Below are 19,076 nucleotides of genomic sequence, written 5' to 3' on the forward strand. Positions count from 1 at the left end.
GAAAAGGAGGTCGTGGCATGGGAACGGCTTTGCATATTATAGATGCGTTTTCTAATGAGCGTTTTAAAGGAAATCCGGCGGCTGTCTGTGTAATGGAGGGGGCGATGCCGGACTTGCGAATGCAGGAGATTGCAGCGGAGATGAACTTGTCGGAGACGGCTTTTGTATGGGCAGGAGATGAGGGGTACAGGCTGCGCTGGTTTACGCCAAAGGCGGAGGTCGACTTGTGCGGACATGCGACGCTTGCGGCCGCTCATGCATTATGGGATATTGGCGTGCTCTCAGAGAGTGAAAAGGCTGTCTTTCATACAAAAAGCGGCATCCTGTCGGTGGAACGGGACGGGGAGTGGGCGAATATGGACTTTCCTGCTGAACCGGTAGAGCCGGTAACGGCGCCGAAGGAATTGATTGAAGCGCTCGGACTTATCCCGCGTTATGTCGGCCGTAATCGGATGGACTACTTGATCGAGGTGGATAGTGAAGCAACGGTAAGATCCTTGCAGCCGGATTTTCAACTGCTGAAGATGTTGCAGACCAGAGGGATCATTGTGACAAGCGCGGCAGCTCAGAGAGGAGAGAGCGCAAGCTACGACTTCGTCTCACGCGCTTTCTTCCCCGGAATCGGCGTGAACGAGGACCCGGTGACGGGTTCGGCGCATTGCGCGCTGGCACCGTATTGGGGCAAGAGGCTCCGCCGGAATGACCTGACCGGCTACCAAGCATCCGAACGTGGCGGCTACGTTCGCGTACAGGTGAAGGACGAGCGCGTCCTTCTGTCCGGACAAGCCGTCACGGTGCTTCGAGGCGAGCTTGCAGAGTAAGCTTGGGAAGGGATTTGCAAGCCGAATTTCTCGGCTTGGAGAGCCGGATCGAGCTCGCAGAGCATCTGCAAGCCGAGTTTCTCGGCTTAGAGAGCCTGACCGAGCTCGCGAAGCAGCTCCAAGCCGAATTTCTCGGCTTAGAGAGCCGAACCGAGCTCGCAAAGCAGATGCAAGCCGAGTTTCTCGGCTTAGAGAGCCGAACCGAGCTCGCGAAGCAACTGCAAGCCGAATTTCTCGGCTTGGAGAGCCGAACCGAGCTCGCAAAGCAGCTGTAAGCCGAGTTTCTCGGCTTACAGCGCAACAGCGAGCTTGCCAGGCGTGTAACGCTGGCTAATCAGCAGCGGTAAAGTTGCTCGGATCGCTGTTGATCTCTTGAATAGCTGTTTGGACGCGCTCCCAGCCTTGGTCGAACGTTATGGTGCCTTTGGCAACAGCTTCGAATTGCTCCGCGAACACATTGCTGAGTTGCCAATACGCTTCACCGGTAAAGGTAACAGTCGATAGAGGCGGAGCAGCGCCGTTCGTCTCGAAGATCACGTCAGCCGAGAAGGGACTAAATGAAACCGCATCCGGATAGGTGACAAAACCAAATGGATTCTGCGTCGCCCCAAAGCCCTTGGCTCCAATCCCGCCAATCACTTCAGCATCAATCCGCGCGGCCGCTTCTTCACTCATGAGATAGGCAATGACTTGCATCAGTTCGTCGATATATTCACTCTCCGCATGGATGGCAAACGGATTCGTTGCCGAGATCGGCACACGGTATTGGTTCATAGGGTCGCGCGGCAGTTCGACGATCGACCAGTCCTCCGGCGATAGACCTCCATTCATCAGTTCTCGGATATAATGGGCTCCGGAGATGAATAGTCCTGTATTGTCAAAGGTGCGCGGGGAATATGTTTTGTTTTCTAAAAAACTTTCCTTCATTCCATCCTCATACAGCTGTTCGTACAATTGTCGCCATTCCGGACGATCCAGCGTCAACTGGCTATCTTCGACGACGTTCCAGCCCATAATCGTGCGTCCGACCCATACTAAACCTGAGAATTGCGGCAAGTTTGCCATATAACTTTTCACTTCGGGATACTGCTCTTTGACCGATGAGACTGCTTGTCTGAATGCTTCCCAAGTCATCGGACTTTCCGGCTCATCCACATTGAGTTCGCGCAATAGCTTCCCATTTATAAACAATACACGTTTATTAAACGTAGGAGACAATTCAGTCAAGGTGCCATCGGGTCTTGTTGCTTGGTCGGCCAGTATTTTTTGATGATTGTTTAGTTCAATCCCGTAAACATTAAGCAATGGAGCCAGATCAAGCAGTGGATATTCCTCTATGTAAGCATCCGGAGAAAGGTTGAGAAAAAGATCTGCATCCGTATCCTCTACGAGTGCAATGACTGCTTTCAGTTGATCCTGAGGCGAAATATTTACATTTTCTCCTACCTCTTTAATAGGGTCTATCGCTTCAAATGTGATATGTGGGAATTTCTCTCGCAGCAAAGGCTCGAAGCTGGTGAATCGCTCCAATGGCTCCGCGATTACTTTGACGGTTATGTTCGGCGGCTTTTTCTTGCCGATTCCTATCGCAGAGCAGCCCTGGGCAAGAAATACGAGCAGAAGCAAACAAGCGATCCCTATCTTACCAAATCTGTTCAATGCCATGTCCTCCTTGAGCATCCATTCATGATATGGAAGCACTAGTATATAGAATTAATCTATGTATAGGAACGGTACGAGCTCTTATTTTGTTGCACAATTATGTAAAAATTCACATATTGAGGGCGTAGTGAGTGGATTTGTAACGGAGCAATGGCACGAAATAATAGGGATGCCTCATTCCTATTCATTCTCGCTCATACAAACAGACCATCGGTAAGATAACTGAGCTTGTATCAAAAAAGGGAAGCATCGCGCATGGATCAACCATGCGGATACTTCCCTGTCTTCGTTATACACTCATTCCCTTTCTGGAAGCGGGAATCGCTTTATAGGCGGTGACGCGGTTTTTGCCGTTGGTCTTGGAGTAGTACATGGCCTCGTCCGCAAGCTTGACCATCTCCTGGACGGAGGAGGTGTCTTTGGTGGTGCTGAACCCGACGCTGATCGTGACGATCGTCTCCGTTTCTACGCGTCTGCGTATCGATTCTGCGACGATCTCCGGCTTGACGCGGTCCGTGCCAATGCAGGCCAGCAACTCTTCACCGCCGTACCGCCCGGCAGCGCCGATGCCGCTGGATTCCTCTTTAATGATTCGGCTACGCGCTTCAACACTCCGTCTGCTTTGTGATGGCCCTGCGTATCGTTCAGCTTCTTGAAGTTATCGATATCGCAGAAGATGACAGCCACTGATTTGCTGCTTGCAAGCAAGCCCTCCGCTTTGGAATGAAAGTGACGACGATTGTATAGCCCTGTCAAGCCGTCGACGATCGAAGATTGATAGGTCGACATCAGCCGTTCAATGACCCATTCAAACAACAGCATGAACAGCAGCGAGAAGTATAGAATCGGCATCAGCATCGAAAGCAGAATCAGCCATGGCTGGGACCCGTGGAATACGTAGCCTTCGGCGATGCGTGCCAGCTCGTAGATGAAAAAGACGACAAGCCCCGTATAATATTTGCTGTTCATGTCGGCGCTTCGCGTTGCAAGCAATATAATGAGGGTAACGACGATGCTGTACACATCAAGCATCGGGAAGGCGAAGTCCCCCGCTGTCCGGTCCATGCCCTCGAACGGCTGGATGGCGACTTGAATGGCCGCCAAACCTACGGTGGCGAGCGACATGAGGGCGAACGGAACAATCCGAAGCTGCGCGGAACGGTAAGTATATAATTTCATGAACACAAAGTTTATAATAATAAATGAAACAATATGCAGCACATCCGACAGCAAGTAGAGCCACGGCGAGAGATTCCATCCCGGGAACGCCAGGGCAACTAATGCGCCTTGCCGCACAATGCTGAGCATTATGGCTGTGATAAGCAGCCTGTAGGTATGCTTGTTGCGATAGCTTACGTATAGCTTTATTGACATGAAGAGCATCAGAATCAGAATGACGATTACTGATGAAGAGGAAAACAATTGTCCGTTCGGGCCTGTCAGCCATTGCATGATTGTCATCGTCCGACCACCAATATTGTAGGATAAGTAGCAAACTTTACAGAAACATACGTTCTATTATATCATATTTCAGTAGATGTTGAAGCTAGAAGTTAACGAGCATTCGAAGCGATCACCGCTTCAGAACCTATCAGGAGCTGGAACAAATGAATATATTGCAAGCGTTGTTTTTTCCTCCGGAACAGCCCGGCGGCGTATCGTCCATGATCCCTTACATTCAGGAACGCTTCCACAAGCTGGGATGGGGGATGGAATTATTCTCCCTCCCGAAGCGGGTCAGAAACAAAGGCCAGGAAGAGGTCTCGTTCCGAACATTCGATCATACCCCTTATATCGGCAATCCGCTCGTCGATAAATATATCCAAACCTATAAAGATTACGTATGGTGGACGCGTATGCGCATCCAGAAGCCCTACGATATTATTCATGCGCATCATCCCATCGCCGCAATGGTCATGAAAGACCTGTTTCCCGACACTCCGCTAGTCATGACGCTTCACTCCAGCTATGAGCGAGAGCTTATGCTGAATGGCAAGATTAAAGAGGGCAGCATAGAGCACCGCTTCCTGACTTCCATATACCGTGAGTTGGAATTGAAGGCCGACAAGCTGATGACCGTATCGGAATCGTTCCGCACCTATATTTCTCCGTACATCGATCATGCCGAGCGCATTAAAGTGATCCCGAACGGCTTTGATGAGAAAAGATTCAAGCCGATCGCTCATGAGAATGAAGTGACGCAATTAATTACGGTATGCCGTCTTGTCCCTGCCAAAGGGATCGATGTGCTGCTTCATGCATGTGCGGAGCTGAAGCGCAGAGGTCATCCGTTCGTGCTTCATATTATTGGCGACGGACCCATTCGCGAAGAGCTGGAGGAGCTGGCTCTGAAGCTCGATCTGTATGACGACATTATCTTCTACGGTTACATGCTTCATCCCGAAGAGTTCATGCCGTTTTTTGACGTGTTCGTATTGCCTTCGCGCGCTGAGGCATTCGGCTCGGTATTTGCCGAGGCTGCATTATGCTGGCTGGCGCTTGTGGGCACGAATGTCGGGGGCATCGCAGAGCAGATTGAGGATGGTGTGAACGGCCTGCTTGTACCGCCTGAAGACCCGGGTGCGCTTGCTGATGCGCTGGAGAAGGTGGTAGTCGATCCAACATATCGCTATAACTTAGCCCGATCCGGCTGGGACAAGGCGAAAAAGGCATATTCGCTGCAGCGCGTTATCTCCCAACTGAAGAAGGTATACAACGAAGTGAATGCGGGAGTCAAACCCGAGTAGCTGCCTGTTAGTTGCTGCTGGAGCAGCTTCTGATTAATCAAAATCCATATCATTATTTTTGCATAATAAAAGGCTGGTGACGGTATGAGTGTGTCATTTCGGTTCATTCACGCAGCCGATCTGCATCTGGATAGTCCGTTCAAGGGGCTGTCGAAGGCGCCGGAAGCGGTCAGGAAAGGGCTGGCGGAATCGACTTTCGCCGCCCTGAGGAAGCTGACGGATCTTGCGATAGCGGAGGAAGTGGATTTTATCGTCATTGCCGGCGATCTCTTCGACGAGGCCGATCGCTCCCTGCGCGCGCAGCTGTCCTTGCTTCAGGAATGGAAGCGCCTTGCAGCGGAGGGGATAGCGGTCTATGCCATTCACGGCAATCATGATCATCTGGGCGGCAAGCGGGCTCAGATGGAGCTTCCGCCGAATGTGCATATATTTGGCGCGGCCAGGCCGTCTGGGATACCGGCTTACCGGAGGACAGGTGAGCTGGCTGCGTATGTGTACGGCATGTCTTACGGGGAGCGTGCCGAGACGCGCAATTTGGCTGCTGCTTATCGGACAGCGCCCGAAGCGCCTTATCATATTGCGCTGCTGCACGGCAACGTCGGGAGCAATGCTTCGCATGACCCCTATGCGCCTTGTACGCTTGAGGGGTTGATTGGCAGCGGCTTTGATTATTGGGCTCTCGGACATATCCATAAGCGTGAGCTGCTGCACGAATACCCGCATATTGTTTATGCCGGCAATCTTCAAGGCCGGAACCCGAAGGAAACCGGGGCCAAAGGCTGTTATGTGGTGGATGTGTCGGAAGCAAGAAAAGTGGATATGCGTTTTATGCCGCTGGACCAGGTGCGATGGCTAGAGGAAGAGGTATCGATCGAAGACATCGTGACGGAGCAAGAGCTGCTGCGAGTATTGGAACGGAGAGTGGCACAGTACGAAGAGAAGGAAGAAGGGGTTTCCTTGATGCTGCGGCTGCGACTGACAGGCAGCGGGGAGCTTCACCGGACGGTTAGCCAGCCTGCATCGCTGGCAGCATGGCTTGAACAACTGCAAGAGAGCTGGCCTAAGCTGTCAGACGGGCGCTGGATTTATGTCTACGGGTTGTCGTCGTCTACGAGTACCCCGATCGATTGGCAGGTCTTGCAGCACGAAGACAGCTTTGCCGGGGAGCTGCTCCGGCTGAGCACAAGACTCCTCCAGAACGAGGAGCAATGGCGGGAGCTGGCTGGACAAGCGGTTGCGGATATGACCGATCATCCCAGGCTGAATCGGATTGGCCGGGAGAAGTGGGATACGCCGCAGAAGGAATGGCTTCAGCAGGCGAAGGAACTGACTTTGGGACTCATTGCCGGACATGATGAACATAATCGCCGTACTTAACGGCAAGCGAGATGTCCTTAATCCAGCCAGGTAGGAGGCAGCGGAATGAGACTGCAAGAAGCTTTCATAGATGGATACGGAAGGTTTCATAACCGGCGCCTGGATTTGGATGCGCCGGTTATCGTCGTATATGGACCGAACGAAGCGGGTAAAAGCACGTTATTCGGTTTTTTGAGAACGATGCTGTACGGCTTTGCCCGCCGCTCTTATCCCGCTCTTCGAGCTGAACCGCTGTATGGGGGACGGCATGGCGGGCGGCTGTTGTTCCGCGATGGTATGGGGAAATCCTATTATGTGCTCCGGCATGCGGATGAAGCGGGCGGCAAGCCGAGATTGCGAGAAGCGTCCGATTCTTGGGGAACGGCCTATGAGCCCGCAAGCCTTGAGGAACGGATGATGGAACAGCAGGAATGGGAAGGACAATATTTGGGCGGCATCCAGGAGCGGTTGTTCCGGGGATTGTTTGCGGTAACGTTGACGGAGCTTCAGGAAGTGGGCATTTTGTCAGGTGCAGAGCTTGGCCGTCATCTCTATGAGGCTGGTTGGGAGAGCGGCGGGGCGGTTGCGGCTGCTGAGAAAGAAATTACTCAGGAGCTGGAGCAGCTGTTCAAGCCCAAGGGGACCAACCAGCGGATGAATGCCGGCCTGCGGAAGCTGGAGCAGCTTGAGGCGGAATGGAGACGGCTTGAAGACGGCATAGAAAGCTATAATCAGTGCAAGCAACATGAGGCAGCAGCTGTGCAGAAGCTGGAGGCTATAGCTGATCGACTGCCAAAGTTGCAGCTGCAGCTTAGATATACGCAGAAGGCGCTGGCATCCAGGTCGGCTTGGCTGCGTATGTGTCAGGCGGTGGGAGAGGCGGAGAAGTATCGTTACACGGAATCGCTTCCCCTCGGAGCTGAGCAGGCTTGGCATGAATGGCTGAACAAGCGTCAGGAGGCTGAACAGAAAAGGGATGCCTTGAAGCAGGAGGCCGGAAGACTGGAGCGCCAGCTAGCTGATTTAAGTTATGACGATGGCTTGATTGCCAGGACGGTAGACACGGAAGCTGCGCTGCAGTCCGCGGAGCGAATGCATGCATTAAAGGAACAAGTGTCGGAGTGGGATAACGAACTGGGGATGCTGGATGAGACAATCGGCGGTTTGGTCATGAGCATCTCGCCAGAGTGGACCGAGCGTCAACTGCGTGAACTGAACGTAACCATTGCGGACCGCGACTTCGCGCGCACGATGCAGGAGCGTGCACATTCGCTGCTTCGGCAAGAGGAACGTCTGGCCTCCGAGCTTGATGCGCTTCGCCTGCAGGAGAAAGAAATGGTTACACAGCAACACGAAGCAAAAACTCGGATGCAACAGGCGAAAGGAGCTCTTCATCCTAGTGAGAAAGGGCGATTCGCATTCAATCCAACCTCCAAGAACAGCTTGATGGCAGCCTGGAATGAATTGGACGATGCACTGAGAGAGTGGGAGCTTCAGCTTGGACCAGATACTGGCGATCAGACTGGCACTTACGGAGCTCACAAGGCTTCTTCGGTCAAAGGGGTGGCTGGGGCCGTAATTGCGGCAATATCCGCTATTGTGCTTGGCGGCGCATCCGCGCTTGGCTGGCTGGGCGAAGCGACGTTGCTTGGCGGGGCAGCCTCTGTCGGAGCGGGCGGGATTTTCGTTGGCTTAATGATTAGTCTGCGGTCTAGAAGCTCGGCTGCGGATTCCAAGGCTCGTTCAGCTAGCGGGAGAGGTCGCCGCCGTCCGGTCGGACAAGGCGAGCAGCGGGTGCGCGAGGCGTTTGCCGGTATGACGAAGGAGGCGGACAGCCGGACGGAGGCGTTTCTGGAGCAGTTTCGCCAAAGCCTATTAAGCCATTCCGGCAGTATGTTCCGCGCGATGATCCGGCAAGACGTGCAGGATCGTATTGAAGCTTTAGGTGAATATGAGATCTGGTGCATGAAGCATGACGAGGCGGAGAGCCGTTTGGCGCGCCACCGGGAATCGGCCAGCGAGCGCGCGGCTGCGGCGGGCGAGTTGAAGCGGCGTTCGGAGGACTTCTCCGCGCAATGGCGAGAGTGGCTGGCCGTACGGTCGCTGCCGGGCACCTTGTCACCGTCGGCGGCGTTGGAAGTCTTCGAGCTCGCTGAGTCGGCGATTGAGCAGCTGAAGCGTTACGACCGAATGACGATACGCCGAGAAGAGTCGTGCAAGGAGCTGTCCCGGTATGAGCAAAAAGCAGTGCAGCTATGCGAAGGTGTCGAATCTTCCGAGCGGCTGCTTCGGCAAGATCCGGCGCTTGGCTTGCAAGCGCTGCTGGCCGAGTGCAGGAGGCATGCTGATATTCGTAGGGAAGCCGGAGTCTTGGAGGCGCGGGTGCGCGAGCTGAATCTGGAGCTGGCTGATGAAGAGAGCAAGCTTGACGCAATTGGGCAAGCGATTAGCGCGGCGATCGGTGAAGCGGGGCTTGCGCTGGAAGCGGAATATGCGGCCGTTCTTGAGCATTTTCGTCTATGGACGGGGCTTGCAGATGAGGGACGAAGGCTCCAATTGGAGCTTACGGCGGGTCTTGCAGGCGAGGAATGGGAAGAGGTGGAACGGCTTTTAACTCATGCTGATGAGGAGAGGATATTGAGCCGTCTGGAGGGGCTGCGGCAGGAAGAGGCCGGATTGATTCAGGCTCATCAGGAGCTGCTGGAACGAAAGGGCGCTTTAGGCGCGGCAATGGAGCAGCTGTTGCAGGAAGGAGAGCGCCAGCGTTTGGTTGCAGAGCGCGAGATGATTTTGGCCGGACTTGACGCTGATATGGAGCGTTATACGGTCTTATCGGTAAGCAAATCGCTGATTGAGCGTACGAAGCGCATCTACGAACAGGAGAAACAGCCGATCGTCCTGCGCCATGCTTCTTCTTATATGAACAAGCTGACGGAGGGCCGTTATGTGAGAGTCAGCGCCGATCCAAGCCGCTCAGGCATTCGGGTCGAGGACAGGGAGAACACGGTGCTGGACAGCGGCTTCTTAAGCCGCGGGACGGCTGAGCAGCTTTATCTGTCCATGCGGCTCGCACTCGCGAAGGAGTCCTCGCAAGCTGCCAAGCTCCCTCTCATGCTGGACGATCTCTTTGTCAACTTCGACGGCAACCGGTTAAAGGCTGCCGCCGCATTAGTGGCGGAGCTGTCCGAAGAGCGCCAGATTGTATTTTTTACCTGCCAGGAGCATACCCGTGATGCCTTGCTGGCCGCTTGTCCGGGAGCCAAGCTTGTTGGTCTCGATACAGCTGTCGCAGTTAGCGGATAGCTCCTTAGAGGGTCGCCTACGTTCGTCGGTAGGCGACTCTTTTGCGTATAATAAGCACCAGCCAGCCCAGGCTGATGAGGCCGAATAGCGGATACAGCGTCGAGAGCAGAGGGCCGAAGCCGATCTGGCTGGCCAAATAACAGATGATCAGCACGCCAAGCGTCAGCAGCTCGCGCGACCATTTCATCCGCTCTTGCAGCTGCAGCGTCAAGCCGTATATATCGGCGATCAAGGTAGTGAAAATTTCGGCGAAGATGAGGAAAATATAGATGAATTGTACATAATGGCCCAGCTGTCTGGCGATTCCGCCCATGGGGATTGCGAATTGCTGAATGCCGGGCATATGAACGGACAAGGCGATATGGCCGGCAAGCAGCATAAAGCCGATGCCGATCCCACCGACCCAAGAGCCGATAACGATCGTTTTTCGATCGCGAATTTCTGCGCCTAGCGGGACGAGCACAGCTTGTGCCAGCGAGAGGTTGAAGGCGGTATAGAGGAAAGGGGAGGCCCATGCCGCCCAAGGCGAATAATCGGTGACAAGGGTAATGAACTTGTCCGAGCCAGGTGTCCGGAAGGTGTCGATCATAACCAGCACGGTAAATAGGAGCATAACGGGCACGACGATCGCATTGACGGTCAGAATCGCCTTCATGCCTTTGCGCAGAAGAAAGAAGCTGGCCACAATCGTAATGAGGAGACCAGCCTGATAGGAAATGTTCCAATGTTCGTAAAAGATTGTGCCTGCGCCTGCCAGCATCACAGCGGTGACGCCAAGCAGAATCACGAGCATGAAATGGCTGATCAGGCGCCCATATCGATCACCGAACAGCACTTTGTTCAAATCCTCGTACGAGCGCGCGCGAATCTCGCTGGCAATTAGCATCATCTTGGTACCTAGCCAAATAAACAGGACGGTTGCCAAAGCGATTGTTAACGATCCCCAGTAGCCGAATCTTGTAAAAAACTGCAAAATTTCTTGTCCGGTGGCAAAACCTGCACCAACAATGGTTCCCATATAGGTTGAAGCTATCTGCAATACTTTGCCTGTCCGCTTCTGCATCGTACCCTTCCTCCGATCGACTGCCTTCTCTATTAAGAAGGTATGTCCAAGGGGGGACAGGCATGACATAATTATTGGAAAATTCCATATGCAACTTCCGATACTTCCGGGCTTAACCCTGTGCGATCAGCTTCATTGCGACAATTTCGTCCCGATCGGGATTGACGTCCAGCTTGAGCGTGGCGCCTGCGGCGTCATAGATAAAGAGATAATCGGATCTGGAATCGGGCTTGCCCAGTTCCTTCAGCGCCTTATCTGGATCATCGCCGATTCTAAGTCCGCTGAGGCCGGCCAGCGTATCGGCTCCGAATACCTCGACAAAATGCACAAAGCCGCTTTGATCAAGGCCAATGGAGAACCCGTCATACTCCAGTACGTGTATGGATTCCGCTTCTTCTTCGAGATGGTAGCTGTCCTCCGCTTGGCCGAAGTAGCGGTGAATCACCTCATTGCTGTCGCCAATCGCAATGCCTTTCAGCCGCGGCTCGTCCAAGCTCCACTCATCGGGCTTGCCGGAATTTCCGGGTCCAGTCTTGTTCAGTGATGAGGTTTCCGTCGAAGCTTCGCGGTCCGGATGATGCGTAGCAGGCGGAGCTGTTGCTCCGTTCTTCTCGTCATAAGACTTCTGAGGACTGTCGATGACGATGCTCTCGTTCTGCTGCGGCTTGCTCTCGCCCAGCTTGTCAGGGCTTTGGCAGGCCGTGAGGCTGACGGTCAGCGCAAGGGCTGGCACGAGCAGTAATCTATGGTAGTGATGAGCGTTCCGAAATAGGTTCATATGCGCTCCTCCGAATCTTGTTTCTATGTATATATAAACGTTGCAACCTGGGGTAAAGTTGCTTTTTTTCTCTATTAAATGGTTCTCATCTTTCGGGGAGTCAGTGAGCGTCAAATTCGTATAGCCGGCAATCTGGACATATCAGGTTGCGCTTTTTGCCTTGCGTGTGGTACGTTATCGAAAAGGAATTTTTGGCGGAGGTTATTTCGAATGGAAAAGTTAAAGCAACGTATATTGGAAGAGTCGTCGGTATTGTCGAGCGATGTGCTGCGGATGGATGCCATCATCAATCATCAGGTTGACCCGGCGCTTACGATGGAGATGGGACAGGAATTCGCCAAAAGATTCGCGGAACAGAAAATTACAAAAGTGATTACAGTGGAATCATCGGGTATTCCGGCCGCATTCGCTGCAGCTTACGTGCTGGGCGTGCCGCTTGTATTCGCAAGAAGGAAGAAGACCCTTATCGCGGATCCCGATGTTTATATGGAGCGTGTGCCTTCTTTCACGAAGGGCATAGTCACGGACATTATGGTATCCAAGCAATTTCTGTCGAGTGACGACCAATTGCTGTTTATTGATGATATTATCGCCAACGGAGACGCTGCGCGCGGACTGATCAAAATTATCGAGCGTTCCGGCGCGACGCTGGTCGGCATGGGCATCGTGGTGGAGAAGTCGTTCCAGGCAGGAGCCAGAACGCTGCGGGAGCAAGGCATTCGGGTGGAGTCGCTGGTGAAAATCGCTTCGCTCGACAATGGAGAAATCAAATTTGAGTAAGATGTACCAGTAGTAAAACTCTTTTCCCGGGCGATAATTTCGCTTATAATAAAAGGTAAGTGATCGAGGGGAGGCACAAGTGATGGGGAATATGTCTGCTGAGTTTTTACAGTCGAAACTGACCGATGCCAAGACACATTTTGAGAGAGCATTGGATTGCAAGCATACGGAATTCGATGATCTGTACCCTTATATGATTGAGCATCCGCAGTTTTTCTGGTACAAACGTTATGTTGCCTGGTCAGAATTGCTTACAATCGTGAAGCTTTGTGAAGAGTTGTCTGTCGGTTGGCAGGAGCAGTTCACCGAGAAGCAAGCCGAATATATCGGCAAACGTGTGATGTCTTCGCGCGTGCTGGACGAATGGTACGAGACGAACCGGGAACATGTCGGATAAGGATAGGGCAAGAAAGCATATTGAAACCTCGATGATTCGCATAATGTGAATGTCGAGGTTTTTTTAGTATAATGGAATTTGTAAGCATGTTTGGTAACACAGCATGAGAAGGAGGACAAGTTCGTCTATGGTGTCAGAGGAGCAATTGGACGCATTCCGGCAATCCGGCGAGACCGTCAGAGTTGTGCGGGACGAGATAGAGGCTAATGACGTGCTGGGGATCGTCGTTGCATGGGACGAGACTACTGTTCTGGTACGCAAACGCAGCCGCCGTGTCGTCAAGCTGAGCAGGTCCTACCGGTATATTCCGATCTCGGAGGAACGCATGTCTCCGCCGTCCGTATAAAGCTTTGTAGATCAAAAACAGGAGTGATCGTATGAAGTGTCCAGTATGCGAAGATGTACGCATGAGAGAAGTCGTCAAGGATGATGTTCTGATCGACGTCTGCCCGGATTGCAAGGGCGTATGGCTTGACCGGGGCGAATTGGAGAAGCTGATGCAAGGCGTTCGCGAGGTTCGCCAGGACTATGAACGGATGGAGCAACATCTGCATGTGGATCCAGCAGCGGGCAATCCTGCGCAGCAACAGCCCGGCGCTTACGGGGGGCAGCCGTCCCAACCGGCGCCTGGCTACGGGCAGCCGCCGCAACAAGGCGGGTATGGCGCACCACCGCAGGGCGCTCCAGGCTATGGACAGCCACAGGGCGGTTACGGCTCCGGCCAGCAGCCGTACAACCAGGGCTACCCGCAAGCAGGCTACGGCAAAAACCAAGGCCAATACGGCTATGACAAATACGGCAGGCCGTATAAGAAGAAAAAGACGGTGCTGGACGTATTCGGCGATCTGTTTGACTAAAAAGGAATGTTCAACCCAAGCTTTCTGCTGCGATGTATGTCGCGGGGAAAGCTTTTTTTGTATAAACGGGATTATTCTGTATCGAAATGTGACCAATCGGCGTCTATAGTTGTGTTTAGGGAAAGGGGGCTCCACTATGCATAGCAACTCGCTCCGGCCGGGCGCGGATTTTACAGAGAGCTATAAGAAACACGGCATTATGCTGTATAAGCTGGCGATGGTTCATCTGGGCCATCCGCATGATGCAGAGGAAGCGATGCAGGAGGCGTTCATGAAGCTGCTGTACCACGCTCCGGTATTTCGGGATGACGAGCATGAGAAGGCATGGCTAATTCGGGTTATGACGAATCATTGCCGGAATATCCGCCGCAGCGCCTGGTTCAGACGCGTGGTCAAAAAAGCGGAGTTGCCGGATGTCAGCGGCAATAGCCCGGCGCATCCGTTAGTGGAGCTGGTGCTTGCGCTGCCTTTCCGCTACAGAACCGTTATTCATCTTTATTATTATGAAGAATATAGCGTCAAGGAAATCGCCGGCATCCTGCATATTAGCGAGTCGGCGGCGAAGATGAGACTGAACCGCGGCAGGCAGCGGCTTAAGCTGGATTGGGAAGGAGAGGTGTAATGATGAATCGGCAAGACTATCAAGATGCGATGGAATCGATAGTGCCGGACCAAGGGATGGAAGAGCGGCTTAAAGGGGCAGTCGGCGCACCGAAGAAGCGCAAACGCCGCTTTATCACCTATGGTGCCGCTTCCTTGGCAGCGGTATGCCTGGTCGTCTGGGCGGTAGCTCAGTATGGATCAGAACGCTTGAATACACTGGATATGATTGTACAACCCGTATCGGATGCAGTCGTCATCCCCAAGATAAAGCTGCCGAAGAAAAGCAACGCATTGGCAGATATGATCGGGCTGATCGTCTATGAAGGCAATATCTACACGCAGACGAGCACCCGAATGACGCCTGCCGACGCCAAGCTGCTGCGCGGCGAGCGGCTCGGACGGACAAAGGGCGGTATCGACGAGTGGAGCAAAAAAACCGATTATGAAGAGCTGGCTTCCACGATTGGAGTAACGGATATATTTGCGGTGAACGGATATGACCAGAGCTTTCGTATTATGTCCTATCACGAAGAGAACGGTGAGATCTATGCCGAACTATACGAGTGTTTGAATGGGATTACGATTCGGACAGGGGAAGACCTGATTGGAAAGCTGAAGCTGAAGGATCGTGTACAATCTGTAGCTTGGCAGCCTTTTGATGCCTGGGACTACAGTAAACCGGAGTACGGGGAGCTTGCAGCAGATGAGATAATTGATCAATTTGTAGCGGCTTTGTACGAAGCAAAACCGTTTGACCGGGATCGGTTGAATGCGGAAGGGATCTATGATCGGGAGAAGCAGCTGCAAAAGATGCTGTATCTGACGCTGGAAGACGGAACGGAAGTGCGACTGTGGCTGTTCCCGGGCAACTATGTGATGTATGTTGGCGCGCCGGTTTTCTTCCAGGTGGAGGAGCAAGCTTTCCAGGCTTTGTGGAATGGGATGAAACTAGCGGATGTTATAACCCATGAACCAACAGCTTTAAAATGAAAACGCGATGACCGCTGCCGGTTCTGATCCGAGGGGCGGTCATCGCGTTTTTCTAATACTGAACGGGATCGCTTATCACGAAGGAAACTTTTGGCCATCAACAGCCGATTTTGAAAGTGGGGAAGTAGCGGTTACAGTAGGCCAACGAGGAAGCCGAACCATTCTCATGAAGAAGGGAAATCATCAAATACGATATTGAATTCCAAATGCAAAAAAACTCCTAAATTTCCTTGGTAGGAAACGTAAGAGCTGTCCGTTGTTAAGATGGTGCGGTCGAGAGGACTCGAACCTCCACGGCTGTTACACCACTAGAACCTGAATCTAGCGCGTCTGCCAATTCCGCCACGACCGCATGTTGTTGTGTCAACATGAAATAATATATCACAATGAGAAAGTCGGGTCAAGCATTATTTTTATATAAAAAGAGGAGCATGAATCCAAGTCATAAAGGCCAGTTTATGTAGTGAGCAACAGCTAAAACAAGCAGGCAAGCCGGTACATTCAGTCTCATAAACTAACTGGATGGTATCGATTGATGAAAACTGGATGATGTCAAAGCGCGATCCTTCTATTACAATCGGTAACTGAGAATAATAATCATTAACGGTGAAACCAAGGGGGAGCAATGTATGCGCAAGTTTCAAATGTTCGCGATCATTATGCTAGCGTTCAGTATAGTGCTATCGGCTTGTGGGTCGGACAAAAACACGGGAGCGGCAAGCAATGGCTCAAATCAAGGCAAGACGGTGGATAGCGGAGCTGCAAAGGGAAGCAGCATCAAGCATGAATGGGGAACATGGGAAGGGGACCAAGTGCCGCAAAAGGTCGTAACGCTGGACTTCTCCTTTATTGACACATTAACAAGCCTCGGCGTCGTGCCTGCCGGCAATGCCGGTGTAGGCACAACGAAGATCCCGGAATACCTGCAGGGCTCGATTCAAGCGGACGTAACCGATGTCGGCGAGCGCAAGGCGCCTAACCTGGAAGTCATTCAATCTCTGAAGCCGGATCTGATCATCGCGAGCGTGGATCGCCATAGCATGATTCGCACCGAGCTTGAAGGCATCGCTTCAACGGTTGCATTCGACGACGCGAGCTACACGCAGGTGCTGGACAACGTCAAGAGCATCGGCGAACTCCTGGGCAAGCAAGCTGAAGCGGAGAAAGTCATCTCCGATCTGACAGCCAAAATTGCTGATGTGAAAGGACAAATCGAAGGCGAGCCTTCCATTGTCGTTGCCGGATTTTTTGACGATGAGTTCACGGTATGGATCAAAGACTCCTTTGTCGGTTCGCTGCTGAGCAGCACCGGAGCCGATTATGCCTTCAATGGAGAAATTTCCAAGCTGGAAGGGAAGGGCGAAGGCAGCAAGATGACGCTGGAGCGTCTGCATGAAATCAATCCGGACTATATTATGGTCTACGGAGACAGCACAGAAAAGCTGAAAGCCAATCCGCTGTATCAAGACCTGAAATCGGTCAAGGACGGACACTTTATCGAGGTTGACCGTAATTTGTGGGCGCGCGGCCGCGGGCCCATCGCAGCGAACAATATCTTGGACGAGCTTCTTCTCCATCTGAAAGCAGAATAGGTTTGCAAGTAAGGAGATTGAATAGATGAGCATCATGAACAAAGAGCGGCGGGGACTGCAGTCAGCAGGTTCCCTGCGGCTGCTTTTTGCCATCCTGGCCTTGCTGCTGGTTGGAGTGGCCTGTCTGACAGTTACGTTCAAGGTGAACGGCTTTGCCTGGAAGCCGCTTTTCTTTCCTGCCGCCGATTCGCAGGACGTGCTGCTTACTTATACCGTTTGGCATATTCGGATGCCCCGGCTGCTGCTTGCGGTGTCGCTCGGGGGAGCTCTGGCGATTGCGGGCTGTCTGTTGCAGGCAGTGACCCGCAATTTTCTTGCCGATCCCGAAATTATGGGGCTGAACCAGGGGGCATCATGCTTTGCTGTCATTGCGCTGATGGTCATCGGGGGCGCCAATAGCGCGGATGTCATTCTAATGGCGGCACTGTGCGGGGCAGCAGCAAGCGGTACCTTAATCTACTTCTTTTCTCGTTTTAGCGGAAGCGATCCTTCCAGGCTTATATTGGCTGGGGTAGCGATTAGTGCTTTCATGGGCGCGCTGACGACCGGTATTATTTTATTGTTCGAAACCCAGCTTACCGAAATATTATATTGGATGGCGGGCAAGCTGTCCGGGGCGGAGTGGAGAGATAATTATCTGGTGTGGCTGCTTGGCGTTCCTGTCCTCATTGTCGCATTCCTGTTGTCTAATACGCTGAATGTGCTCATGCAAGGAGAAGAGATTGCGAGCGGATTGGGTGTCAATGTACGACGCATCCGGGGGATATTAGGCTTCATTATTATCATCTTAACCGGCAGCGCGGTTGCTGTTGCCGGTCCAATCGGATTTATCGGGTTAATCGTGCCCCATATGGCGAGGCGGCTGGGCGGGATCAGCTATCGCATCATGCTCCCATTATCCGCCTTGCTGGGCGCGCTGCTTCTGGCATCCGCGGATTTTGCGGCGCAGTGGCTGTTCTATCCAGCGGATATCCCTGTAGGCATCATAACCGCTATTCTCGGCGTACCCTTCTTTCTTTATTTGCTCCGCCGCCGCAGAGAAGGGGGACGATCATGAGAAGGAGCAAATTTCTGATTATAATGGCAGGGCTATCGGTAATTCTGCTCGTTGTGGCTGTGCTCAGCCTCCGTCTTGGAGCAGTCAGCACACCGGTAGCCGATATAATAGAGGAGCTGCGTTCTGGCGAATGGCTTGTGTTGAAGTACCGTCTGCCTAGGCTTCTCATCGCCATACTTGTCGGCGTTAATATGGCGGTTTCGGGCTCTATTCTGCAGGGCATTACCCGGAATCCGCTTGCCGCGCCCGATATTGTCGGCATCTCTGCCGGTGGAGGATTGTTTGCTGTAATCGTATTGCTGGTATTCCCGCATTTAGGCGCGCATATCCTGCCCCTTGCTGCGTTTGCCGGAGCAATTCTGGCCGCGACGCTGGTCTATCTGGTTTCGTATCAGCGCGGAGGCATCCGCCCTATGAGGCTGGCCCTGACGGGCGTGGCGATATCGACGGGCTTGCAGGCGCTCATCACTTTTATGATCGTCAAGTTCGCGCTTACCTCCTCTCAGGCGCTCGTATGGCTGAAGGGAAGCTTGTATGCGCGCTCTTGGCAGCATGTAGAGCTGCTCTGGCCCTGGACAGTAGTGGGCGTTTTATTAACGCTCATGTGTTATCGGCTCTTAAATACGCTGCAGCTGGATGAGGATACAGTGAAGGGTCTGGGCATGCGTATACAGCTTGCACGTATTGCCCTGCTGGCTATTGCGGTTGGTCTGGCTGCAAGCTCGGTTGCCATTGCAGGAACAATCGGATTTGTCGGTCTTGTTGTTCCGCCGCTGGCCAGGCTGCTCGTCGGGTCTGACAGCAGGTATGCCGTGCCGGTCGCTGCTATGATCGGGGCGGTGCTCGTCGCAACGGCAGATATGCTGGGGCGCATCGTGCATCCGCCGCTCGAAATACCGGCGGGTATTATAACCGCTCTGATCGGAGCGCCTTATTTCTTGTATATCCTGCTCGTTCGCAAGGGCAAATAGCCGACAACAATAGGATGACTTGCCGGACAGAAGCAGTCGGCAGACCATAACAAAGGGCAATGCCAGGTCATTAACGATCTGGCATTGCCCTTTTCTTGC

17 protein-coding genes, 1 tRNA gene and 1 pseudogene are annotated in these 19,076 nt (G+C 53.0%); 14 read left to right on the top strand and 5 right to left on the bottom strand.

Going from position 1 to position 19,076, the window contains the following annotated elements:
- Positions 1-17 precede the first annotated feature (17 nt).
- Both AC0YNW_RS02025 and AC0YNW_RS02030 read left to right on the top strand, forming a co-directional pair.
- Complete coding sequence (locus tag AC0YNW_RS02025; protein WP_475830563.1) at positions 18-821, top strand: PhzF family phenazine biosynthesis protein; 804 nt, start codon at positions 18-20, stop codon at positions 819-821.
- A gap of 14 nt (positions 822-835) precedes the next feature.
- Positions 836-1,096 (top strand): hypothetical protein, encoded by a 261-nt coding sequence (locus AC0YNW_RS02030; RefSeq protein WP_475830564.1) that lies wholly within the window; start codon positions 836-838, stop codon positions 1,094-1,096.
- Positions 1,097-1,151: 55 nt separating this feature from the next.
- On the opposite strand, the gene AC0YNW_RS02035 is transcribed toward AC0YNW_RS02030, so the two are convergent.
- Both AC0YNW_RS02035 and AC0YNW_RS02040 read right to left on the bottom strand, forming a co-directional pair.
- The gene (locus AC0YNW_RS02035; RefSeq protein WP_475830565.1) at positions 1,152-2,480 is read right to left on the bottom strand and encodes an extracellular solute-binding protein; all 1,329 of its coding nucleotides are present in this window, start codon (positions 2,478-2,480) and stop codon (positions 1,152-1,154) included.
- Positions 2,481-2,772: 292 nt separating this feature from the next.
- Positions 2,773-3,944 (bottom strand): annotated as a pseudogene (locus AC0YNW_RS02040) (GGDEF domain-containing protein).
- A 146-nt stretch (positions 3,945-4,090) separates the two neighbouring features.
- Between AC0YNW_RS02040 and AC0YNW_RS02045 the strand changes: the two are divergent.
- From AC0YNW_RS02045 to AC0YNW_RS02055, 3 genes are all read left to right on the top strand, one after another.
- Positions 4,091-5,230 carry a glycosyltransferase family 4 protein gene (locus tag AC0YNW_RS02045; protein WP_475830566.1) on the top strand — a complete coding sequence of 380 codons (1,140 nt, stop codon included), beginning with the start codon at positions 4,091-4,093 and terminating at the stop codon, positions 5,228-5,230.
- Positions 5,231-5,314: 84 nt separating this feature from the next.
- Entirely contained in the window at positions 5,315-6,607 is a 1,293-nt protein-coding gene (locus AC0YNW_RS02050; protein WP_475830567.1) for a metallophosphoesterase family protein, read from the top strand.
- Positions 6,608-6,652: 45 nt separating this feature from the next.
- Entirely contained in the window at positions 6,653-9,889 is a 3,237-nt protein-coding gene (locus AC0YNW_RS02055; RefSeq protein ID WP_475830568.1) for an AAA family ATPase, read from the top strand.
- Positions 9,890-9,905: 16 nt separating this feature from the next.
- On the opposite strand, the gene AC0YNW_RS02060 is transcribed toward AC0YNW_RS02055, so the two are convergent.
- On the bottom strand, positions 9,906-10,952 hold the full coding sequence (locus tag AC0YNW_RS02060) for a YkvI family membrane protein (protein WP_387472140.1): 1,047 nt from the start codon (positions 10,950-10,952) through the stop codon (positions 9,906-9,908).
- A 112-nt stretch (positions 10,953-11,064) separates the two neighbouring features.
- On the bottom strand, positions 11,065-11,730 hold the full coding sequence (locus tag AC0YNW_RS02065) for a hypothetical protein (protein ID WP_475830569.1): 666 nt from the start codon (positions 11,728-11,730) through the stop codon (positions 11,065-11,067).
- Between the two features lie 210 nt (positions 11,731-11,940).
- Between AC0YNW_RS02065 and AC0YNW_RS02070 the strand changes: the two genes are divergently transcribed.
- From AC0YNW_RS02070 to AC0YNW_RS02095, 6 genes are all read left to right on the top strand, one after another.
- Positions 11,941-12,510, top strand: a complete 570-nt coding sequence (locus AC0YNW_RS02070) for a xanthine phosphoribosyltransferase (protein ID WP_387472135.1) — start codon at positions 11,941-11,943, stop codon at positions 12,508-12,510.
- A gap of 82 nt (positions 12,511-12,592) precedes the next feature.
- The gene (locus AC0YNW_RS02075) at positions 12,593-12,907 is read left to right on the top strand and encodes a hypothetical protein (RefSeq protein WP_387472133.1); all 315 of its coding nucleotides are present in this window, start codon (positions 12,593-12,595) and stop codon (positions 12,905-12,907) included.
- A 127-nt stretch (positions 12,908-13,034) separates the two neighbouring features.
- On the top strand, positions 13,035-13,253 hold the full coding sequence (locus AC0YNW_RS02080) for a hypothetical protein (protein ID WP_387472130.1): 219 nt from the start codon (positions 13,035-13,037) through the stop codon (positions 13,251-13,253).
- A 31-nt stretch (positions 13,254-13,284) separates the two neighbouring features.
- On the top strand, positions 13,285-13,764 hold the full coding sequence (locus AC0YNW_RS02085; protein ID WP_387472128.1) for a TFIIB-type zinc ribbon-containing protein: 480 nt from the start codon (positions 13,285-13,287) through the stop codon (positions 13,762-13,764).
- 136 nt (positions 13,765-13,900) lie between these two features.
- Positions 13,901-14,386: an RNA polymerase sigma factor gene (locus AC0YNW_RS02090; protein WP_387472125.1), complete on the top strand. Its 486-nt coding sequence runs from the start codon at positions 13,901-13,903 to the stop codon at positions 14,384-14,386.
- The gene (locus AC0YNW_RS02095; protein WP_475830570.1) at positions 14,386-15,357 is read left to right on the top strand and encodes a hypothetical protein; all 972 of its coding nucleotides are present in this window, start codon (positions 14,386-14,388) and stop codon (positions 15,355-15,357) included. Before AC0YNW_RS02090 ends, AC0YNW_RS02095 begins: the two co-directional genes overlap by 1 nt.
- 265 nt (positions 15,358-15,622) lie before the next feature.
- On the opposite strand, the gene AC0YNW_RS02100 is transcribed toward AC0YNW_RS02095, so the two are convergent.
- A tRNA-Leu gene (locus tag AC0YNW_RS02100) sits at positions 15,623-15,709 on the bottom strand.
- 277 nt (positions 15,710-15,986) lie between these two features.
- On the opposite strand from AC0YNW_RS02100, the gene AC0YNW_RS02105 reads away from it, so the two are divergent.
- Genes AC0YNW_RS02105 through AC0YNW_RS02115 form a run of 3 tightly spaced genes read left to right on the top strand, consistent with a single transcriptional unit; the run spans position 15,987 to position 18,977 of the window.
- The gene (locus AC0YNW_RS02105; protein WP_475830571.1) at positions 15,987-16,949 is read left to right on the top strand and encodes an ABC transporter substrate-binding protein; all 963 of its coding nucleotides are present in this window, start codon (positions 15,987-15,989) and stop codon (positions 16,947-16,949) included.
- A 25-nt stretch (positions 16,950-16,974) separates the two neighbouring features.
- Positions 16,975-18,006: a FecCD family ABC transporter permease gene (locus AC0YNW_RS02110; RefSeq protein ID WP_475830572.1), complete on the top strand. Its 1,032-nt coding sequence runs from the start codon at positions 16,975-16,977 to the stop codon at positions 18,004-18,006.
- On the top strand, positions 18,003-18,977 hold the full coding sequence (locus tag AC0YNW_RS02115; RefSeq protein ID WP_475830573.1) for a FecCD family ABC transporter permease: 975 nt from the start codon (positions 18,003-18,005) through the stop codon (positions 18,975-18,977). The genes AC0YNW_RS02110 and AC0YNW_RS02115 overlap by 4 nt, the downstream gene beginning before the upstream one ends.
- Positions 18,978-19,076: the final 99 nt, after the last annotated feature.

This window comes from Paenibacillus sp. J31R120, from assembly GCF_056269225.1.

Bases quoted from the DNA above. Each gene is read 5' to 3' on its own strand.
- AC0YNW_RS02115 (WP_475830573.1), top strand. From the start codon at position 18,003: ATGAGAAGGAGCAAATTTCTGATTATAATGGCAGGGCTATCGGTAATT.
- AC0YNW_RS02105 (WP_475830571.1), top strand. From the start codon at position 15,987: ATGCGCAAGTTTCAAATGTTCGCGATCATTATGCTAGCGTTCAGTATA.
- AC0YNW_RS02050 (WP_475830567.1), top strand. From the start codon at position 5,315: ATGAGTGTGTCATTTCGGTTCATTCACGCAGCCGATCTGCATCTGGAT.
- AC0YNW_RS02065 (WP_475830569.1), bottom strand. From the start codon at position 11,730: ATGAACCTATTTCGGAACGCTCATCACTACCATAGATTACTGCTCGTG.
- AC0YNW_RS02090 (WP_387472125.1), top strand. From the start codon at position 13,901: ATGCATAGCAACTCGCTCCGGCCGGGCGCGGATTTTACAGAGAGCTAT.
- AC0YNW_RS02055 (WP_475830568.1), top strand. From the start codon at position 6,653: ATGAGACTGCAAGAAGCTTTCATAGATGGATACGGAAGGTTTCATAAC.
- AC0YNW_RS02070 (WP_387472135.1), top strand. From the start codon at position 11,941: ATGGAAAAGTTAAAGCAACGTATATTGGAAGAGTCGTCGGTATTGTCG.
- AC0YNW_RS02045 (WP_475830566.1), top strand. From the start codon at position 4,091: ATGAATATATTGCAAGCGTTGTTTTTTCCTCCGGAACAGCCCGGCGGC.
- AC0YNW_RS02075 (WP_387472133.1), top strand. From the start codon at position 12,593: ATGGGGAATATGTCTGCTGAGTTTTTACAGTCGAAACTGACCGATGCC.
- AC0YNW_RS02095 (WP_475830570.1), top strand. From the start codon at position 14,386: ATGATGAATCGGCAAGACTATCAAGATGCGATGGAATCGATAGTGCCG.
- AC0YNW_RS02080 (WP_387472130.1), top strand. From the start codon at position 13,035: ATGGTGTCAGAGGAGCAATTGGACGCATTCCGGCAATCCGGCGAGACC.
- AC0YNW_RS02025 (WP_475830563.1), top strand. From the start codon at position 18: ATGGGAACGGCTTTGCATATTATAGATGCGTTTTCTAATGAGCGTTTT.
- AC0YNW_RS02085 (WP_387472128.1), top strand. From the start codon at position 13,285: ATGAAGTGTCCAGTATGCGAAGATGTACGCATGAGAGAAGTCGTCAAG.
- AC0YNW_RS02110 (WP_475830572.1), top strand. From the start codon at position 16,975: ATGAGCATCATGAACAAAGAGCGGCGGGGACTGCAGTCAGCAGGTTCC.
- AC0YNW_RS02060 (WP_387472140.1), bottom strand. From the start codon at position 10,952: ATGCAGAAGCGGACAGGCAAAGTATTGCAGATAGCTTCAACCTATATG.